The following is a 17,663-nucleotide window of genomic DNA, read 5'->3' on the forward strand; positions in this document are numbered from 1 at the left end:
TGCTAAGATCGCGGCCCGCACATGCCGGCAAGCGGATTGGCATGGCGTCTCGACAAGGATGGCCATTGAACACCCCAGGAAAATTCACTCTGCGCATGCTGTCGCTGTGCGCCGCCCTGTGCCTGCCGCTTTCCAGCATGGCGCAAGCCATTTCTGCCGAGGATGCCGCCTTCGTGGCCGCCACCGTGCCCGTGCCGTCGCCGCCGCTGCGCCTGAGCGCGCATCCCGAGATCCGCGCCGACGTCTTCAGGCTGCTCGGCTATGCACGCGGCAGCTATACGCAGGACAACACCCTGATCGCGCGCCAAGTGCTCGACGGCATGCAGTCACTCGATGACATCACGCGCACCATGCTGCCCGACGGGCGCTCGGTGCTGGCCTCCATCGATGCCGGCACGCACGGTGCATGGCGCGCCGCCATGCTGTTCGATCCGCAACGCAAGCTGTTGGCGCTGGGCCTCGTCAATGGCCATTGTGCCCCCGCCTGCCTGCCGTCCACGCACGCCGTGCTGACCCTGTTCCTGCCACCAGGCGCAGAGGACGAGATGGCCGCGCCGCTAGAGGTGTGGGCGCGGCAGCGGCCACCGATGCTGGCACAGGCTGCGCCGGAGCAGCGGCAAAGCATTGCTGCGGTGGAATACATCACCACCCGCCCCGGCCAGCCCGGCTGGGCGCCGAGCGACTTGCCGCCCGGCTTTCCCGCCAGCTTGCTGCCCCTGCTGCTGCCGAATGCGGAACTGGACAGCAGTTCCAGCGGCGACGACGCCATGCCCGATGCCAGCATCACCCTGCGCAGCTATGCCGATTTCCACTGGGTGCTCAACACCTACGCCAGGCTGGCCAAGGGTGCGCAAGTGCAGGGCCATGACGACAAGGTCGTGTTGACGGGCAACGATGCCAGCGGCCGCTACACGGTGACCTTGCGCGAGCCGGACAAGGAAAACGGCGTGTTGATCACCGTGGCCAGTTGGCGGGAAAAATAAACGCAAGAGCAGGGAAAGCATTGCCATTACGCACAAGAGCATGGCATTTTGGCATTTTGCGGTATGATTTCCGGCCGTGCGGCGCGGCCCGATCCCTGCCTTGCCCACCCTGCCCTTCAAGCCTGCCTCGCTTGCGTCGCCTCCTGCCCTAAGGAATTCAAATGTTCGGTTTTAACTTGCGCGTTGCCAAGATGGTGTGGACGGCGTTCCTCATCGCCTTCTTGTTATTTCTCACCTACAAGGTCTCGTCGACCCTGATCGTCGTGGTTTTTGCCATTTTCTTCAGCTACCTCGTGTATCCGCTGATCGGTCTGCTGGAACGCCATGGGCCGAAACGCTTGCCGCGCACGGCCAATATCGGCATCGTCTTCCTGGTGGTGATCTTGCTGGTGGCGATACTGGGCTCCATTTTCGGCGCGCGCATCGAGGAAGAGGCGATCAAGCTCAGCGATCAATTGCCGACACTGCTTAAAGGCAATAATTTTGCCGAGCGCATCCCGTTGCCGGAATTCATGGAACCGTTGCGCGCGCGCCTGCTGTCGTTCATGCAGACACAGCTGAGCAGCGGTACGGGACAAGCCATGCCGCTGGCGAAGGAACTGGGCTTGACCGTCATGCATGCGGCCAGCAACCTGATCTATCTGGTGCTGGTGCCCGTGCTGAGCTTTTTGCTGATCAAGGAAGGGCCGGATATGCGCGACGGCTTGCTGTCCCTGCTGAACCGACCGAACAAGAAGCTCTGGGGCGCCATCATCGATGACCTCGACATCCTGCTGTCGCGCTATGTGCGCGCCCTGCTGCTGTTGTCGATCGCCACCTTTGTGTCCTACAGCATCGCCTTTTCCCTGATGGGCGTGCCGTACAGCCTGCTGCTGGCGGGCGCCGCAGCCTTGCTGGAATTCATCCCGTTTGCCGGCCCGCTGGCAGCGGCCATCATCGCCGTGGTCGTGGCCGGTTTCAGCGGCTACGATCACGTGTTCTGGCTGATCGGCTTTATCGCGGCCTACCGTTTGTTCCAGGATTACGTGGTCAACCCGTATTTGATGAGCGAAGGCGTGGAAGTGAGCCCGCTGATGGTGATCGTCGGCTTGCTGGCCGGCGACCAGCTGGGGGGCGTGGTGGGCATCTTCCTGTCCGTGCCCGTGATGGCGGCCATCAAGATCGTCTTCGTGCGCGCGCGGGCGGCCTTGCAGGCGCGCCATGATGCGCTGGAGAAAGCGGAACAGGCGGCAGAGGAAGCGCGCGCCCAGGCCTTGGCCGAGGCGGCGCGATTGCAGGAACAGGGCAGCAAGGTGGCCCTGTAAGCGCAGTAACTTAAGCCGTCACTTAAAACTCTTCCCACTCGCCGCTGTTGTCGGCGGCCGGTTTGGCTGGACGCGGCTTGGCGGCGGCAACCGATGCCGGCGCCAGGCGCACTGCCGGGCGCTTCAAGGCCGTGCTGGCGGCGGCCACGACAGGCTTGCGCAAGGCAGGCTTGGCGGGAGCCGGGCCGCTGTGGGCGGCGTCGAGTTTGAAGATGCTGACCATCTCGGCCAGCGCCGCGGCCTGCTCCTGCATCGATTCCGAAGCGGCTGCCGCTTCTTCCACCAGTGCCGCATTCTGTTGCGTCACAGTATCCATTTCCGCCACGGCTTGATTGATCTGGCCGATGCCCAGTTCCTGCTCGCGGCCGGCGGCGCTGATTTCGCCCATGATGTCCGTCACGCGGCGGATGCTGGAGACGATTTCGTCCATCGTCGTGCCCGTCTGGCTGACCAGCGCGCTGCCGGCGCCCACGTTCTGCACCGACGCTTCGATCAGCATCTTGATGTCCTTGGCGGCACTGGCCGAGCGGTGCGCCAGGTTGCGCACTTCCGTGGCGACGACGGCAAAGCCACGGCCCTGCTCGCCCGCGCGCGCCGCTTCCACGGCCGCGTTCAGGGCCAAAATATTCGTCTGGAAGGCGATGCCATCGATCACGCCGATGATGTCGGCGATCTTTTTCGACGATTCGCTGATGGTGCCCATGGTATCGACCACTTGCGCCACCAGCGCGCCGCCCTTGACGGCCACGTCCGATGCGGACACGGCCAGCTGGTTCGCCTGGCGCGCATTGTCGGAATTCTGCTTGACGGTCGAGGTCAGTTCTTCCAGCGAGGAGGCCGTTTCTTCCAGGCTCGACGCTTGCTGCTCCGTGCGGCTCGACAAGTCCAGGTTGCCCGAGGCGATTTCATTGCTGGCCGTGGCGATGGCACCGCTGCCGTCGCGCACGCCGCGCACGGTGGTCGACAGGCGCTCCTGCATTTTCTGCAAGCCCGTCAGCAAGGCACCCATTTCATCGTTGCGCGTGATGACGATGTCATTGGCCAGGTTGCCGTCGGAAATGGCGCCGAAATGGCGCAGGGCCTGGTCCAGCGGGTTAAAGATGGCGCGCAGCAGCAAGATGCTGGAAATAATGGTCAGCAAGGCGCCGACGATCATGCCGATGATGGCCATGGTCACCTGGGTGCGGAAGCTGGACTGGCTTTCCGCATACATCGCGGCGGCCGAGGTAGCCTGGTATTGCGTCAAGGTTTCAGCGGCCTGGTCCAGGGTGCGGTACAGCGGCGTCAGACCCGCCATCATCAAACTGTCCGCTTGTGCGACGTTGCCTTCACGCAAAGCCTTGCTCATGACCAGCAAGCCGTTGCTCATGTAATCGCTGCGCTTCTTGTCCATGTCGTCGGACAGGCGCTTTTCGTCGGTGCTTTGCGGCAAGCCCAAGTACACCTTCCACGACTTGTTGGACGCTTCCATGAATTGTTCGGCACGCGCCAGGGTATCCTTGGCATCGGGCGCTTCGGGGTGCACCATCACGCGGTCCATCGTGAAGCGGGCGCGGCCCAGCGCGATTTGCGATTCGCCGATCGCTTGCGTCGACGCCAGCTGGTTGCTGTAGACCTCGTTGAGGCTGTTGTTGGCCGATTTCAGGCTGATGATACTCATCACGCCCAGTAAGGCGATCAGCAAGCCCAGCACACTCATGGTGGCGATCAGGCGCATTTTTATTGTTATATTCGACAGCATGCAGTTTCCTTGGTAAGGGCGCAACCCTGCCTGTGCAGGCCGGACGAGGTAGCGGCAAACGCCAGTTGGGCGGGTCACGTGAATTGTTCAGGACAGATCGATATGGCGTGTGCGGCGGCAGGGGGGAAGGCGGCCCGCGCATATCGTGAGTAGTGCAAGACAGGACAACGAGGTCGAGGTTTCCTGTACTTTTAATTTCCTGACTGCAAGATACAGGGAAAGATTACCAGTAGCAACATCCAACATGGATTTTCACGATTTGTAACAAGTGGATGATGTTTTTTGCGCAAAAACGGGCATTCCGCAATCGTGCGCGGTCGCGTGGGAATGCCAGGTATGTTAATGGAAGGTTTCCGCAATGAGCTTGCCGTCGAGCATGGTCAGCATTTGCCGGCCAACGTCCGGCATCGCCTTCTTTCACTGCCCCTGTTTCACGTCGTCGACATACAAGCCGCCACCGCCAGGTTCGACCCATTGGCCCTGCTTCTTGCCATTCACATAGTTGCCCTGCCATTGCACCACGCCATCGACACGGCGCTCGCTGGGACCGTTCAAGCGGTCTTTCACAAACGTGTCGTAACCGGTGAAGCTGTGCATGTCCGCTGCGCGCCATTCCTCCACGCCCGGGCTCACTTCCCAACGGCCCGTGCGCTGGCCCCGCTGCATCATGCCCGTGGTGGTTTCATCGCCGCTTGCATACGTCCATGGCCCTTCAGCCTTGTCATCGACGAAGGCGCCGGACGAGCGGATCGTGTTCGGCTCTTCATAGTGCCATACGCCCGTGCGCTTGCCCTGCGCATACCGACCACGGGCAAACACGCTGCCCACGCAGCAATTCACATCGTATTCAATGAACAGTCCATCCTGGCTGGCGGCAAAGCGCTGCGGCTGCGTTTCCCAGGTGATCCACTTGACGTGATAGCCGGGCGCGCGCCCGCCTTCCCAGCCCTTGCCCAACAGATAGGTCACCGTGAGGAAATGGCCATCCTTCTCATCGAAGGTTTTTTTATAGGCAAACGCGGGCGCATCGGCCGGTTTTCCCGGTAGTAACTCACCGTCGATATTGAAATAGCCGACCAGCGTGCCATGCGCATGCTCGATGGCGTCGAACTCGGCCACGCCCGTGGGTGCGTAGGCTATGCTGTGGTCGATCAGCGGCACATGGGCCAGCGCCGTGCGCACCTGCGCCTCGTCCATGGTTTTCGCGCCGCGTTCGACGGTGCTGGCGGTGGCCATCAGCTTACCCTCGTAAAACCGCGCCGCCTGCGCTGGCGCCAAGGTGCCCAGCGCCAGCAGCGCCGCCATCGTGCTCATCCCAAATGTTTTCCGCATGCCAGCTCCACTGCCCAAAAGCGCCATTATGCATGGCCATTCAGGCAAGACCGGACACGCCAGGACGCCGACGCCACAGGGGCCGCTGCACCGTCTGCGCCAGCAGCACGCCCAGCAGCGAGATGCCGCCGCCGACCAGGTGATATATATGCATGCTTTCGTGCAGCCAGACGATGGCCAGCAAGGCCGTCAGCAGGGGCAGCAGGTTGACGTAGATGCTGCAACGATTCGGCCCCAGCAGTTTGACGCCTTCGATCCACAGATAGGACAACACGATGGACGAACCGATGCCCGCATAGCCGATCAGCGGCAAGGTAGTGGCATCGAGCCTGGCGCTGCCGGGCGGCAAGCACAGGAAGAACGGCAGCATGCACGCCAGGGCGGCCAGCGCCTGGCAATAAATGGCTTGCCAGACGGGAATGGACAGACGCCAGCGGCGCAGCAGCACGCCGTACAGGGCAAAGCTCAGGCAGGCCAGCAGCATCAGCGCGTCGCCCGCATGCACGCCCTGCTGCAACAGCGCCAGCATATCGCCGCGCCCGACCAGATACAGCAAGCCGCCAAACGACAGTACGCCGCCGGCCGCCATGCCGACCGTCAGGCGCTCGCCCAGCAGCAACACGCTGAGCAGGGCCGTCATCAGCGGCGCCAGCGCCGTGACGATGGCCATGTTCGTCGCCGTGGTGCTTTCCGCGGCGCGGTAGGACAAACTCTGGAACAACGCCATCGACATCAGGCCGCACAGCGCCAACTGCCACCACTGGCGCCGGATGGCGGCGCGGTTGCGCCACAGGGGACGGGCGATAAACGGCGTCATCACCAGCAAGACCAGCACCAGGCGATAAAAAGTGATGGCCGTGGGGGCGATGCTGGATGCGGCCAGCTTCGAGACGACGACATTGCCGGCCCACAGCAGCATGGCCAGAAACGGATACAGATAGGCGCGCACAGGCATGCGTAACTCCATAAATCATTGCGGGGAACCATCATGCCGCAGGCGCGCCGCGCTTTCTCACGCTAAGATGTCCGAACCTATCGCAAAACTGACCTTATTTGATGGATTGTTCCTCTCCGGCCTTTCAGGAATTGCTGCCCGTCACGGCGCGCGCCATGGCGCTGGCCGTCGACTATGCGCATGGCCACGTGATTTCCGCGCACCGCCACACGCATGCGCAATTGCTGTACGCCATCGAAGGCGTGATGACCATCGAGGCGCAGGGCGGGCGCTGGGTGGTGCCGCCCACGCGCGGCGTGTGGCTGCAGCCCGGCATCGCGCACCGGGTGCGCATGAGCGGCGCGGTGAAAATGCGCACGGTGTTCGTCAACTGCGCCAATTCTCCATTGCTGCCTAGCCACAGCTGCGTGCTCGACATCAGCCCCCTGCTGCGGCAATTGATCGTGGCAGCCGTCGACATCGCGCCCGATTTCACGCAAGGCAGCCGCGACTGGCATCTGCTGCAGCTGCTGTTGCACGAGTTGGACAGCCTGCCCGTGCTGCCCCTGCATCTGCCATTACCTGCCGATGCGCGCCTGCGCGGCATTTGCGCGCGGCTGATGGCACAACCGGGAGAGCAAGTGACGGTGGCGCACTGGGCGCAGGAACTGGCGATCACCGAGCGCAGCCTGCACCGGCTGTTCCAGAAACAGACGGGCATGCGCTTTGGCCAGTGGCGCCAGCAGGCCCGTTTGCTGCGGGCGCTGGAACAGTTGGCGCACGGCAGCAAGGTCATCGACGTGGCCATGGACAACGGCTACACCAGCCAGAGTGCGTTTACGGCCATGTTCAAGAAACACTTCGGCACCACGCCCACCGCGTTTTACCAGGCAAAAGTCATCGCCGCGTAAAAAAAATGCTGCTATGCATCAATAATCATGGGCGATAGCCGCCGCTCTTGTTATCATCGCAAGCCTTATCGCACCGCGCCCATCCTGGCAGCGGTGTTGACCTCATTCATACCACCATGACACAGAATTTCTTCCAGACATTTATCCTGCTCTTGCTCGTCACCGATCCGTTCGGCAACGTTTCCCTGTTCGTCAATGCCCTGAAACGGGTACCCATCGAGCGGCGCTGGAAAGTCGTGGTGCGCGAGTGCATGATCGCCTTCGGCATCTTGCTGCTGTTCATGTTCTTCGGCCGCCATTTCCTGAACGCCTTGCAATTGTCGGAAGTGGCGCTGCGCATCGGCGGCGGCGTGATCCTGTTCCTGATCGCCATGCGCATGGTGTTTCCACAACCGAACGCGGGCAATAGCGACCACGAGATGGGCGGCGAACCGTTCATCGTGCCGCTGGCCATCCCCGCGCTGGCAGGCCCGTCGGCCCTGGCCACCGTGCTGCTGTTTTCCTCGCATGAAGTCAATGAAGTGATCGCCCACGTGGCGGGGCTGACGGCCGTGGCCGTCGTCTGGCTGGCCGTGTTCCTGTGCGCTGAACGCTTGCAGCGGGCGCTCGGTCCAAGGGTCATGACGGCGTTCGAGCGCCTGATGGGCTTGATCCTGACGGCGATGGCCATTGAAATGCTGCTGGCCGGCATACGCGCGTTTTTGAAGTCCGTATAAAATAGCCTTTCATTCATTCACGGAGGTTGATCCATGAGCCGTTGCGCCCACATTTGCCTGATGGCCGATTACAACCAGTGGATGAATGCCAAGGTCTACGCGGCGGCGGCCAGCCTGCCGCCCGGCGAGCTGCAGCGCGAGCGGGGCGCCTTTTTCGGCTCCCTGCTGGCCACCCTGAACCACGTGATGGTGGGCGACACGCTGTGGATGCAGCGCTATGCGAAACACCCGGCCGGCTTCCCCTTGCTCGACCCCATCCGCGCCATCACCCCGCCCGCCTCGCTCACGCACCCGCTGTTCGCGGCCGACGATTTTGCCGCCATGCACGCGCACCGGCAATGGCTGGACCAGCTCATCGTAGCCTGGGCCGCCTCCATCCGCGAAGAAGACCTCGACCATTTGCTCGATTACCGCAACAGCAAGGGGCCGAACCGGCGCGAATTCTTCAGCCTGCTCATGCATTTCTTCAATCACCAGACGCATCACCGGGGCCAGGCCAGCACCCTGTTGTCGCAAGCGGGCGTAGATATCGGCGACACGGATTTACTGTTTCGCATCCCCAACCATATCGAAGACTGACGACGGGCGGTACAGCCACGCTTTCACGGCAATCGCCGCCAGCGCCAAGGCTCCCAGCAGCGCGCCGCAGGCCAGCGCCCCCTGCATGCCATAGTGCTCGATGGCCATGCCGCTGGCCAGCGCGCCCAGCGTCACGCCCAGGTTGATGGCGGCGATATACACGCCGATGGCGAACGCGGGCGCCTCGCGCGCTTCGCTGCTGAGCCACACTTGCGTGACGATCAAGCCGCTCGTATGCGCGGCGCCCCAGAACAACAGCACCACGGCCAGCGCCGGCCAGCCGATACCGCTGCCCGCATGCCGGTACAGCAGCCAGTACGCCAGGCCCAGCAGCACAGGTTGCAGCAGCACCGTGCGCAGCACGTGCGTGCCCAGCTGGCGCCCCGCAAACAGATTGCCGGCCACGCCACCGATACCAAACACCACCAGCGCCAGCCCCGTCTGGCGCGCCGACAAGCCCGCTTCCTGCTGCAGATACGCGGCCGCATACGCATACACGGCAAACATGGCGGCAAACACCAGCACGGCGGCGGCAATGGTCAGCCACAGGGCCGGTTTGCGCAGCACGGCCAGCTGGCGGCCATATGCCATCGGCGCCTCGCGCGGCGTGTCCGGCAAGAACAGGTATAAGCCCAGCGCCGCCAGGGCATTGACGAGCGCGCAGGCAAGGAACGATGCCTCGTAGCCATACTGCGCAGCGATCCAGGTGGTGAGCGGGATGCCCAGCACCATGCCCATGCTGGTGCCCGTGAACGCATGCGCGCCGGCCCGCGCCGATTGCTGCGGCGGATACAGGGCGGCGGCCGCCACCATGGCCAGCGAGAAATACACGGGGTGGAACAGGGCCGGCACCACGCGCAGCGCCAGCAGCAGCCCGAAGCGCGGTGCATACGCCGAGGCCACGCTGGCCAGCGCGAACACCAGCAGCGAGACGATCAGCACGGGTTTGCGGCGCCAGCGCGTGGCCAGCAGCACGAGGAAGGGTCCGCCCACGGCGATCACCAGCGCGAACAGGCTCACCAATGAGCCCGCCTGCGCGGCCGTCACGCCGTAGCGCTGCATAATCATCGGCAAGATGCCGACCACGCCAAACTCGATGCAATACACGCCGAACAGGCCCAGCGCGAGGAAGACGATGGGCTTCATTGCCCTTGCTCCACGCCATATCCATATACTGCCTGGCACAGTTGCGTGACGAATGGCCCCGCCATGCCCTCCAATGCCGTATTCGTGAACGCCACCACGGACAATTCCTGCGCCGGGTCGACAAACCACGAATGGCCATACGTGCCGCCCATGCGCCAGCTGCCTGTGGATTCCGGCGTGGCGGCCAGTTGCGGATCGGTCAATACGGTAAAACCCAGGCCGAAGCCACGACCGGGCCAGAACGGCAAGTCGAAGTCACCGGTCTGGTTTTCCCCCAGCTGGCGTGCCAGCGCCGGCGGCAGCAGCGGTGCGCCGCCCAGGCGCAAGGTTTCCAGCAAGCGCATGAAGTCGGGCGCCGAGCCGACCATGCCGGCACCGCCCGATGGATAAGCGTGCGCATCGCGGGCGCGTGCCGGAGATAAGGTAAAACCTGCCATGCCGTCGAGAAACGGCAGATAGTCTTCCCCCGCATCAAGCAAACGCCGCGGCTGCAATTCTCCCGCTACGCGGTCCGCATACGCGACGGCCAGGCGCGCCGGGTCGCTCGCCACAAAGCCCGTGTCGCGCATGGCCAGCGGCGCCGTCACCAGCAGTGCCACGGCTTGCGCCAACGGCAAATCAGTCACCGCTTCGATCACGGCGCCCAGCACGTCGGTGGCGATCGAGTATGCCCAGCGCTCGCCCGGCGCATACGCCAGCGGCACCGTGGCCAGGCGGCGTAGATTGTCTGCCAGGGTCATGCGGGAGGCATCCATGCCGTCGGACACGCCCGCCTGCGCATACGCGCCGCCCGGCGGCTGGAAGAAACCATAGTCGAGCCCTGCCGTATGCGTGAGCAAATGCCGCACGGTGATGGCCGCCACCACGCCGTCCGGCTGGCGCGGTGCAAAATACGGCAGCCAGCGCCTTACCAGGTCGTCCAGGCCCAGGCGTCCCTGCCCCACCAGCGCCAGCGCAGCCGTGGAAACGATGGGTTTGCTGACGGAGGCCAGGCGAAAGACGGCATCCTCGCGCATGGGCGTGCCCGCTTCGCGGTCCAGGTGGCCGGCCGCGCGGCGATACACGTCCTGGCCACGCTGGCGCACCAGCACCACGGCGCCCACCAGGCGCTGCTGCTGCAACACGACGTCCAGCAAGGGATCGATGCGGGCGGACAAGGCCGCAGGAGAAAAGTTGTACATCATGGCTCAGCCTTTCAAATGGTCAGGCTGCCAAGGTAAGCCAGGCGCGATCAAAGAAAAACAGGCTATAGTTTCTGTCTGTGCGGACGTTGGCATCCGCAATAAAGGCTAAAAAATGGACAACCTGGCGGGATTCACGGCCTTCGTGCAGGCGGCGGAAACGCGCAGTTTTGTCGCGGCGGGCAGGGTGCTCGGTATTTCCGCCTCAGCCGTGGGTAAAAGCATCGCGCGGCTGGAAGAGCGTCTCGGCGTGCGCCTGTTTCAGCGCAGCACGCGCAGCATTGCGCTCACCAGCGAGGGCACCGTGTTCCTCGAACGCTGCCGGCGCATCCTGGGCGAGATCGAAGCGGCCGAGCTGGAGTTATCGAACAGCAAGAGCGCGCCCCGAGGCCGGCTGCGCGTCAGCCTGCCGCAGGTGGGCAGCTTGCTCAATCCCGTGCTGGCCGCGTTCGCGCGCGCCTATCCGCTGGTGGAGCTCGACCTCGATTTCAGCGACCGCCGGGTCGACGTGATCGAGGAAGGCTACGACGCCGTCGTGCGCGCGGGAGAAAGCGCCGACAGCCGCCTGATGAGCCGCCAGCTGGGCCAGTTCCAGCTGCAGCTGGTGGCCGCCCCCGCCTACCTGGCGCGGCATGGTACGCCCCTGCTTCCCGCCGAGCTGGCGCAGCATACTTGTTTGCTGTACAAATTTCCCAGCAGCGGCAAGATCGAAGCCTGGCCACTGCCCGAGTGGCCGGCCCTGCACGCGGCGGGCTTGCCGGCGCGACTGAACTGCAACAATGTGCAGACCCTGCTGCACTTTGCCGAAAGCGGCCTGGGCATCGCCGCCCTGCCCGACTTTGCCGTGCGCGCAGCGCTCGCGGCGGGCCGCTTGCAGCCGGTGCTGGACGCGCACCGCCAGCACGACGGCGCCTTTCGCATCCTGTGGCCCAGCAGCCGCCACCTGACGCCGAAACTGCGCGCCTTCATCGATTTCCTCGCCATCCACGTGTTTCCGAAAAGCTGAGTCCCCATCCAGCGCCGCGCTCGTTGTTTCCACACGACAACCTAATTAATTTGCTACTAATTTTTAAATTTTTCGGGGATTTGATACAAGTTTCTGTATTGCAGTGCGGAATTTTGAGGAACAATTACAGGCTGGTCGCTCTTACGTATAAACCCGTAGCCCTGGCTGGTCGACGTTTTCCCTCACTTCCGCATCACGAAAGCAATCATGTCACTCACACAATTCAAAATCGGCACCCGGCTCGGCATCGGATTTGCTGTCGTCCTCGGCCTGCTGGTGGCAGTCTTGCTCGTCGGCCTGTATTCCATGGGCCAACTGAGCGCACGCACGCACGACATCGTGGCCGACAAGAACGTCAAGATGGCGGCCGCCAATACCATGAGCGACAACGTGCGCAACATTACCCTGGCGATCACGAGCATTGTGGTGGCGCCGACGGAAGCGCTGGTGCAGGCGGAACTGGCCAAGATCGGCGAGTCGCGCAAGAAATACGGCGCCGCCAAGGAAACCTTGCAAAAGAAAATCTCGACGGACAAGGAAACGGCGCTGATGGCCGAACTCGATGCCGCCCTGAAATCGGGCGCGCCGCTGAACAACAAGGTCATCGAGCTGCGCAATGCGGGCCAGACGGAAGAGGCGATCGCCTTTTTGACGCAGCAGGCGGCCCCGAGCCTGAAGATCGTGCTGGGCGCGCTCGACAGCCTGGTCGCGTATGAAGCACAGCAGGCGGCGCAGGCGGCGACCGATGCCGAAACGCTGAGCGCCAGCGCGCGCACCTACATGATTATCCTGGGCAGCGTGGCCGTGCTGCTGGGCGCTTTTGTTGCCTGGATCATCACGCGCTCGATCACCCAGCCCATCAATGCGGCCGTCAGCGTGGCCGAAACCGTGGCTTCGGGCGACTTGTCGTCGCACATCGTCGTCAATTCCAGCGATGAAACGGGCCGCCTGCTGGGCGCGCTGAAAGCCATGAACACCAGCTTGCTGGGCGTGGTGGCGCAAGTGCGCCATGGCACGGAGGCGATTTCCACGGCGTCGAGCGAAATTGCCGCCGGCAACCTCGACCTGTCTTCCCGCACGGAAGAGCAAGCCAGTTCGCTGGAAGAAACGGCGTCGGCCATGGAAGAACTGACCTCGACCGTGAAGCAGAACGCGGACAATGCGCGCCAGGCCAACCAGCTGGCGAAAAGCGCGTCGGAAGTGGCCGTGCGCGGCGGCAGCATCGTCTCGCAAGTGGTCGACACCATGGGCACCATCAACGCCTCGTCGAAGAAAATCGTCGACATCATCGGCGTCATCGACGGCATCGCCTTCCAGACGAATATTTTGGCTCTGAACGCGGCCGTGGAAGCGGCGCGCGCGGGCGAGCAGGGACGCGGCTTCGCCGTGGTGGCAACGGAAGTGCGTAATCTTGCCCAAAGATCGGCTGGCGCAGCAAAGGAAATCAAGGAATTGATCGCCGCCTCGGTCGCCAACGTGGACACGGGTTCGCGCCTCGTCAATGAAGCGGGCCAGACCATGGGCGACATCGTCGACAGCATCGTGCGCGTGACCGACATCATGGGAGAAATCACCTCCGCCACGCACGAGCAAACGATCGGCATCGAGCAGATCAACATGGCCATCGCGCAGATGGATGAAGTGACGCAGCAAAACGCGGCCCTGGTGGAAGAAGCGGCAGCCGCCTCGCAAAGCATGCAGGAACAGGCGGGCGAACTGGCGCATGTGGTGGGCTTCTTCAAGACAGGCAACCATGTCGCCAGCGCAGCCAGGCTGACGCCTGTGCGCGCAGCACCGGCAGCGGCAGCGGCAGCGCCCGCCATCGCACGCCCCGCAGCCAGGCCCGCCCCCGTGCGCAAGGCCGTCGCGGCCGCGCCGGCACGCCGCAGCAATGCTGGCGCCGAAAGCGAATGGGAAGAGTTTTAAGGGGTACGCCCCGCACCCGGCACGGAGGACAAGGCTGGCAAAGCCTGGTTCGCCTTGAGCGTTTGCCGCAAGTAGGTGTCCAGTTGCGCTCCCGGCGCAGCTGGCGCCGGACCGCCAAGATGCTGGTGCAGCAATTGTTCCAGCAGATACACCGCAGCCTGGCGATACAAAGGTAGGCGCGGATTGTGCCCTTCCTCCGGATCGACCAGCAGGCTGACGGGCTTGCCGGCCAGCTGTAAACGGGCCACATAATCGGTCACCGAGGCGATCTGCACCGTGCTGTCCCTGGCGCCAGCCATGATCAGCAGCGGCTTGCCGACCTGGTCCGTGTGGCGTACGGGGGCGGCAGCCCCCAGCGCCTGCATGGCGGCGCCATCGTGCAAGTCCACGCCCAGATCCTGCAAGCGCAGCGGCAATGCCGGGTCGCCGCCCGGCGCGCTGGCGATGAAGCGCAGGGTGCGCGCGAAGTCCGGCGACGGCGCGATGGCCATGCCGAACTGAAACAGCCTGGGCGTGTGAGTCAGCGCCAGCAAGGTCGCATAGCCGCCAAAGGAATGGCCGGCGATGGCCAGGCGTTGCCGGTCGCCCACTCCCTGACGCAGCAGCCAGTGCACGCCATCGACGATGTCGGCCTGCACGCGCCCGTTGCCCAGGTCGCCTCCGGCCGCCGTCATGTAATGCAGGCCATAACCGATGGAGGCGCGGAAATTCGGCTGGAACACGGCGACACCGCGGTTCGCCAGCAATTGCACCAGTGGCGCGTAAGCGGGGTTGACCCGTTCCCACGGCCCGCCATGGACCAGGGTCAGCAGCGGCAGCGACGCAGCCACCTTTCCGGGTGGCAAGGTCAAATATCCATGCACGAGCACACCATCCGACGCGCGGTAATGGATGGCGCTGGTCTGCGCCAGCTGGCCTGGCGGCAAAGGCTGGCCAGCCGCGCGCTGCGTCGGCAGGATTTCACGCGTGCTGCTGCGGGCACTGTCGTACAGCCAGTAGCGGTCGTGGTGCAGGCGCGAGCCGCTCTCGGTCAGCAACAGTGTCGCCCCGCCGCGCGCCGCTTCGATGAAGACGCCGCCGTGGCCGAATTGCCGGTCGATATCGGCCACGGCGCGGCGCGCCAATTGTGTCAGCCCGGCATGGTGGAGCATGGGCGATTCGAACAGGGCAAACAGCGGCGTGCGCTGATCCGTATCGCTGATCACCCGGCGGATATCGGCCAGGCTGGCGCGGTCGGCATGCACGACGCGACGGGTGCCTTGCGCCAGATCAATCTCGACCAGGACGCTGCGGTCGCCATGCTGCGCCATGAGCATGCTCAGCCGGGAAGCATCCGGCGCGGCAGCGACCAGCGTGCACTCGTCGACGCGCTGGCAACGCAGCACCTCTTGCCAGCCTGCGGCCTGGCGACGCCGGACGCTGCGCCTGCCGTCGCCAGCGATGGTCATGGCAAAGCCCAGCCGGCCCGTGGCGTCCAGCAGAAAGCCGGAAAGCTGTTCGCCCTGGTACAACAGCTCGCGCCGGCCTTGCATGTCCAGGCGCTCCAAGCGATAGGCGCCGCTGGCCGCATGGTGGCTTGCCATCAGCACATGGCGCGCGTGCGCGGCGTCCGCAGGAAACAAGCGATGCTCGGCCCTGCCGTCGAAGGCCGCCAGCTTGTAGCTGCTGCCGTCGGCAACGGATACCACCGACGCGCCGTCCGGCATGGCCAGGAACAGCGTGCTGCTGTCGCCAGACCAGAACAAGGCCACGGGCCCGGGCAAGGCCAGCAGGCGCCTGCTCACGTGCGTGCGGGTATCGAGCACATGCAGGCTGGCGTTTGCCCCCTCGCCATCGAGATACGCGACCGACGCGCCGTCCGGCGACAGGCGCAGCGCATGCAGATGCGGACGACGCTCGAAGGCGTCGCTGGGAATGCGCGGCGCAGGCGGCAGCGCGGCATTGCCTGCCAACAATGGCGCCAAGGTCAAGGTTGCCGTCACGGCAGCGGGTGCCGCCAGGGCCTGTGCCAGCATCAAGCCAGCCGCCAGGGTCAGGACGGCGCGCCGAAGACGGTGCCGGCGGCCCGGGCCCATCATGTGGCCAACGCAGCGGCAAGCGGGCGCGCCTGCGGTACTGGCGAGCGCGGATGCAGGATCAGCAGCGTCAGCAGGCATGGCGGCCCCAGCAGCGCACAGGCCAGCAGCCAGGCGCGCGGCACACCGCCCGCCTGCCGCCGCCAGTACCACGCGCCCATGACGCTGAGTAAAGCGGCCAGCAGCGCGGCGCTCCAGACGGCAGCCGGACGCGAGGCATGCCGGGCATGGTCGTCCATCCGATCGGGCACCGTGCCATCGGCATACAGTCGCTGCGGCAGATTGACGAGCGCATGCAGCACGGGTGAGAGCCACCAGTCCGCGTGTTCGAACAGCAGGGGGAAATCGTGGCCGATGGCGCGCGTGGCGACTGGCTGCGCGCGGCCGCTGGCATCGATGAACAGCAACGCTTGCGTACTGCCTGGCACGCCTGACTGCATGGCGCGCCCCCCCGTGATGGACACCAGCGTACCGTCGAGCAATGGCGCGAGATCAACACGCTCCAGGTTGCTCAACGGAACAGACAATGGCAGGCGGAACACTTCCGTATCGGCAGCACCGCGCGTCTCCGCCGCGGCAGGCGCATAGGCGAGCAGGTGGCCGTTGCTGAGCACATACACGCGTTCGCCGATTTTCTTCGGTGCCGCCACCGCTTGCTCGCCGGCTGGCAGGCGCGCCTGCAGCCGCAGCGCATGGCCAGCCGGTTCGAATGCCAGCACCATGTTACCGGTAAGTACACTTCCGGCAAGTACGGGTACGCCGGGAAACGCCTGCAAGTCGCCCAGGCCATGCAGCCCCAGCTGATTGACGAGCGCGCCCGTGCGCATGTCGTGCACGTCGAAACGCATGCTGCCGTGATTGAAGGTCAGGCGCTGCTGCAGATCGGTCAGCTCGGCTTGCGGTGGTACGTTCTGGTTCGACAATTGCTGTCGCACGGCATGGCGCGTGAGCGTCGCTTGCAAGGTCCCCACTTCGAGCATGGGCAACTGGCGCCGCCACAGCGGCGCGCGCTCATCCTGGGCGCCGGCCAGGCCGGCCAGCATCAGGCGGCGGCCATCGGCGCGGCTCACGTCCGCGTAGCCGCCGGCCGGCGGCATGGCCATCGTCTGTGGATGCTGGCCCAGACCGACCTGGGCGATGTGAAAGAGCGCCAACGTACCCCACAGCAACAGACAATACATGCCCACCACCAGGGGCACCGCCTGCGCCAGCGTGGCGGCGCGGCCGCCGGCGAGCGGCATGCGGCTGGGCGTGAAACTGGCGTGCACGTTCCACATCAACAACGCTGCACAAGGCAGCGTCGCCAGCAGCAAGCTGAGCGCGCTGGCCGCGTGCATCAGCATCAGATAGGGCAGCAGAACCAGCAGGAAGGCACAGCGCAGGCGGCTCGTCATGATGGCGGCGCCGCACAACCAGGCGATCAGCGTCATCATCGCCAGGTAAGGCACGGCCAGGTAGTGGCGCAGGTCGACCGTGCGCGGCGACAGGAAATCCGTGCCCAGCACGGTCAGCAGCAGCGGCAGGCCGATGGCCACGGCGATCAGCGTGGCCGAGGCCAGCATCAAGCTTCCCAGGATGGCGCCGGGCGCCAGCGGCCGGTGCAGCAGCCACAGCCAGCGGCTGGGCTGGCGATAGCTGCCGATCTGATGCAGCGCAAGGCCCAGGCCTGCCAGCATGCACACGGCCAGGATGACCAGTTGCATGGGCCAGCCTTGCTGGAAAATGCTGCCCAGGCGGGCCAGGAACAGTTGCAGCAGTACATGGACAGCCGCAAAGATCAGGGTGGCCCGCAGGTAGCGGCGGCATTCGTTCAGGTACAGGTCGCGCAT

14 protein-coding genes are annotated in these 17,663 nt (G+C 64.6%); 7 read left to right on the forward strand and 7 right to left on the reverse strand.

Going from position 1 to position 17,663, the window contains the following annotated elements:
• The first annotated feature begins 65 nt into the window (after positions 1 to 65).
• On the forward strand, positions 66 to 983 hold the full coding sequence (locus CLU91_RS15195; protein WP_157814705.1) for a hypothetical protein: 918 nt from the start codon (positions 66 to 68) through the stop codon (positions 981 to 983).
• Positions 984 to 1,144: 161 nt separating this feature from the next.
• On the forward strand, positions 1,145 to 2,287 hold the full coding sequence (locus tag CLU91_RS15200) for an AI-2E family transporter (protein ID WP_100874829.1): 1,143 nt from the start codon (positions 1,145 to 1,147) through the stop codon (positions 2,285 to 2,287).
• A gap of 22 nt (positions 2,288 to 2,309) precedes the next feature.
• On the opposite strand, the gene CLU91_RS15205 is transcribed toward CLU91_RS15200, so the two are convergent.
• The 3 genes from CLU91_RS15205 to CLU91_RS15215 all read right to left on the reverse strand — a co-directional run bounded on the left by CLU91_RS15205 (position 2,310) and on the right by CLU91_RS15215 (position 6,315).
• Positions 2,310 to 4,028, reverse strand: a complete 1,719-nt coding sequence (locus tag CLU91_RS15205; RefSeq protein WP_100874830.1) for a methyl-accepting chemotaxis protein — start codon at positions 4,026 to 4,028, stop codon at positions 2,310 to 2,312.
• Between the two features lie 417 nt (positions 4,029 to 4,445).
• Complete coding sequence (locus tag CLU91_RS15210; RefSeq protein WP_157814706.1) at positions 4,446 to 5,360, reverse strand: toxin-antitoxin system YwqK family antitoxin; 915 nt, start codon at positions 5,358 to 5,360, stop codon at positions 4,446 to 4,448.
• 40 nt (positions 5,361 to 5,400) lie between these two features.
• Positions 5,401 to 6,315: a DMT family transporter gene (locus CLU91_RS15215; RefSeq protein ID WP_100874832.1), complete on the reverse strand. Its 915-nt coding sequence runs from the start codon at positions 6,313 to 6,315 to the stop codon at positions 5,401 to 5,403.
• Between the two features lie 101 nt (positions 6,316 to 6,416).
• On the opposite strand from CLU91_RS15215, the gene CLU91_RS15220 reads away from it, so the two are divergent.
• The 3 genes from CLU91_RS15220 (at position 6,417) to CLU91_RS15230 (ending at position 8,500) form a co-directional block, all read left to right on the forward strand.
• Positions 6,417 to 7,205: an AraC family transcriptional regulator gene (locus tag CLU91_RS15220; protein WP_100874833.1), complete on the forward strand. Its 789-nt coding sequence runs from the start codon at positions 6,417 to 6,419 to the stop codon at positions 7,203 to 7,205.
• 116 nt (positions 7,206 to 7,321) lie between these two features.
• Positions 7,322 to 7,921, forward strand: a complete 600-nt coding sequence (locus tag CLU91_RS15225; RefSeq protein WP_100874834.1) for a MarC family protein — start codon at positions 7,322 to 7,324, stop codon at positions 7,919 to 7,921.
• A 33-nt stretch (positions 7,922 to 7,954) separates the two neighbouring features.
• Positions 7,955 to 8,500 carry a DinB family protein gene (locus CLU91_RS15230; protein WP_100874835.1) on the forward strand — a complete coding sequence of 182 codons (546 nt, stop codon included), beginning with the start codon at positions 7,955 to 7,957 and terminating at the stop codon, positions 8,498 to 8,500.
• Here CLU91_RS15230 and CLU91_RS15235 read toward each other — a convergent pair.
• Complete coding sequence (locus CLU91_RS15235; protein WP_100874836.1) at positions 8,465 to 9,646, reverse strand: MFS transporter; 1,182 nt, start codon at positions 9,644 to 9,646, stop codon at positions 8,465 to 8,467. The genes CLU91_RS15230 and CLU91_RS15235 overlap by 36 nt on opposite strands.
• Positions 9,643 to 10,830, reverse strand: a complete 1,188-nt coding sequence (locus tag CLU91_RS15240; protein WP_100874837.1) for a serine hydrolase domain-containing protein — start codon at positions 10,828 to 10,830, stop codon at positions 9,643 to 9,645. The genes CLU91_RS15235 and CLU91_RS15240 overlap by 4 nt, the downstream gene beginning before the upstream one ends.
• A 112-nt stretch (positions 10,831 to 10,942) precedes the next feature.
• Between CLU91_RS15240 and CLU91_RS15245 the strand changes: the two genes are divergently transcribed.
• Entirely contained in the window at positions 10,943 to 11,833 is an 891-nt protein-coding gene (locus CLU91_RS15245; protein WP_100874838.1) for a LysR family transcriptional regulator, read from the forward strand.
• Between the two features lie 207 nt (positions 11,834 to 12,040).
• Positions 12,041 to 13,759 (forward strand): methyl-accepting chemotaxis protein, encoded by a 1,719-nt coding sequence (locus CLU91_RS15250; protein WP_100874839.1) that lies wholly within the window; start codon positions 12,041 to 12,043, stop codon positions 13,757 to 13,759.
• Here CLU91_RS15250 and CLU91_RS15255 read toward each other — a convergent pair.
• Complete coding sequence (locus CLU91_RS15255; protein WP_157814707.1) at positions 13,756 to 15,837, reverse strand: S9 family peptidase; 2,082 nt, start codon at positions 15,835 to 15,837, stop codon at positions 13,756 to 13,758. The two genes, CLU91_RS15250 and CLU91_RS15255, sit on opposite strands and share 4 nt — an antisense overlap.
• Complete coding sequence (locus CLU91_RS15260; protein WP_100874841.1) at positions 15,834 to 17,663, reverse strand: hypothetical protein; 1,830 nt, start codon at positions 17,661 to 17,663, stop codon at positions 15,834 to 15,836. Before CLU91_RS15260 ends, CLU91_RS15255 begins: the two co-directional genes overlap by 4 nt.

The sequence above is a fragment of the Janthinobacterium sp. 64 genome, from assembly GCF_002813325.1.
Classification (GTDB): Bacteria; Pseudomonadota; Gammaproteobacteria; order Burkholderiales; family Burkholderiaceae_D; genus Janthinobacterium.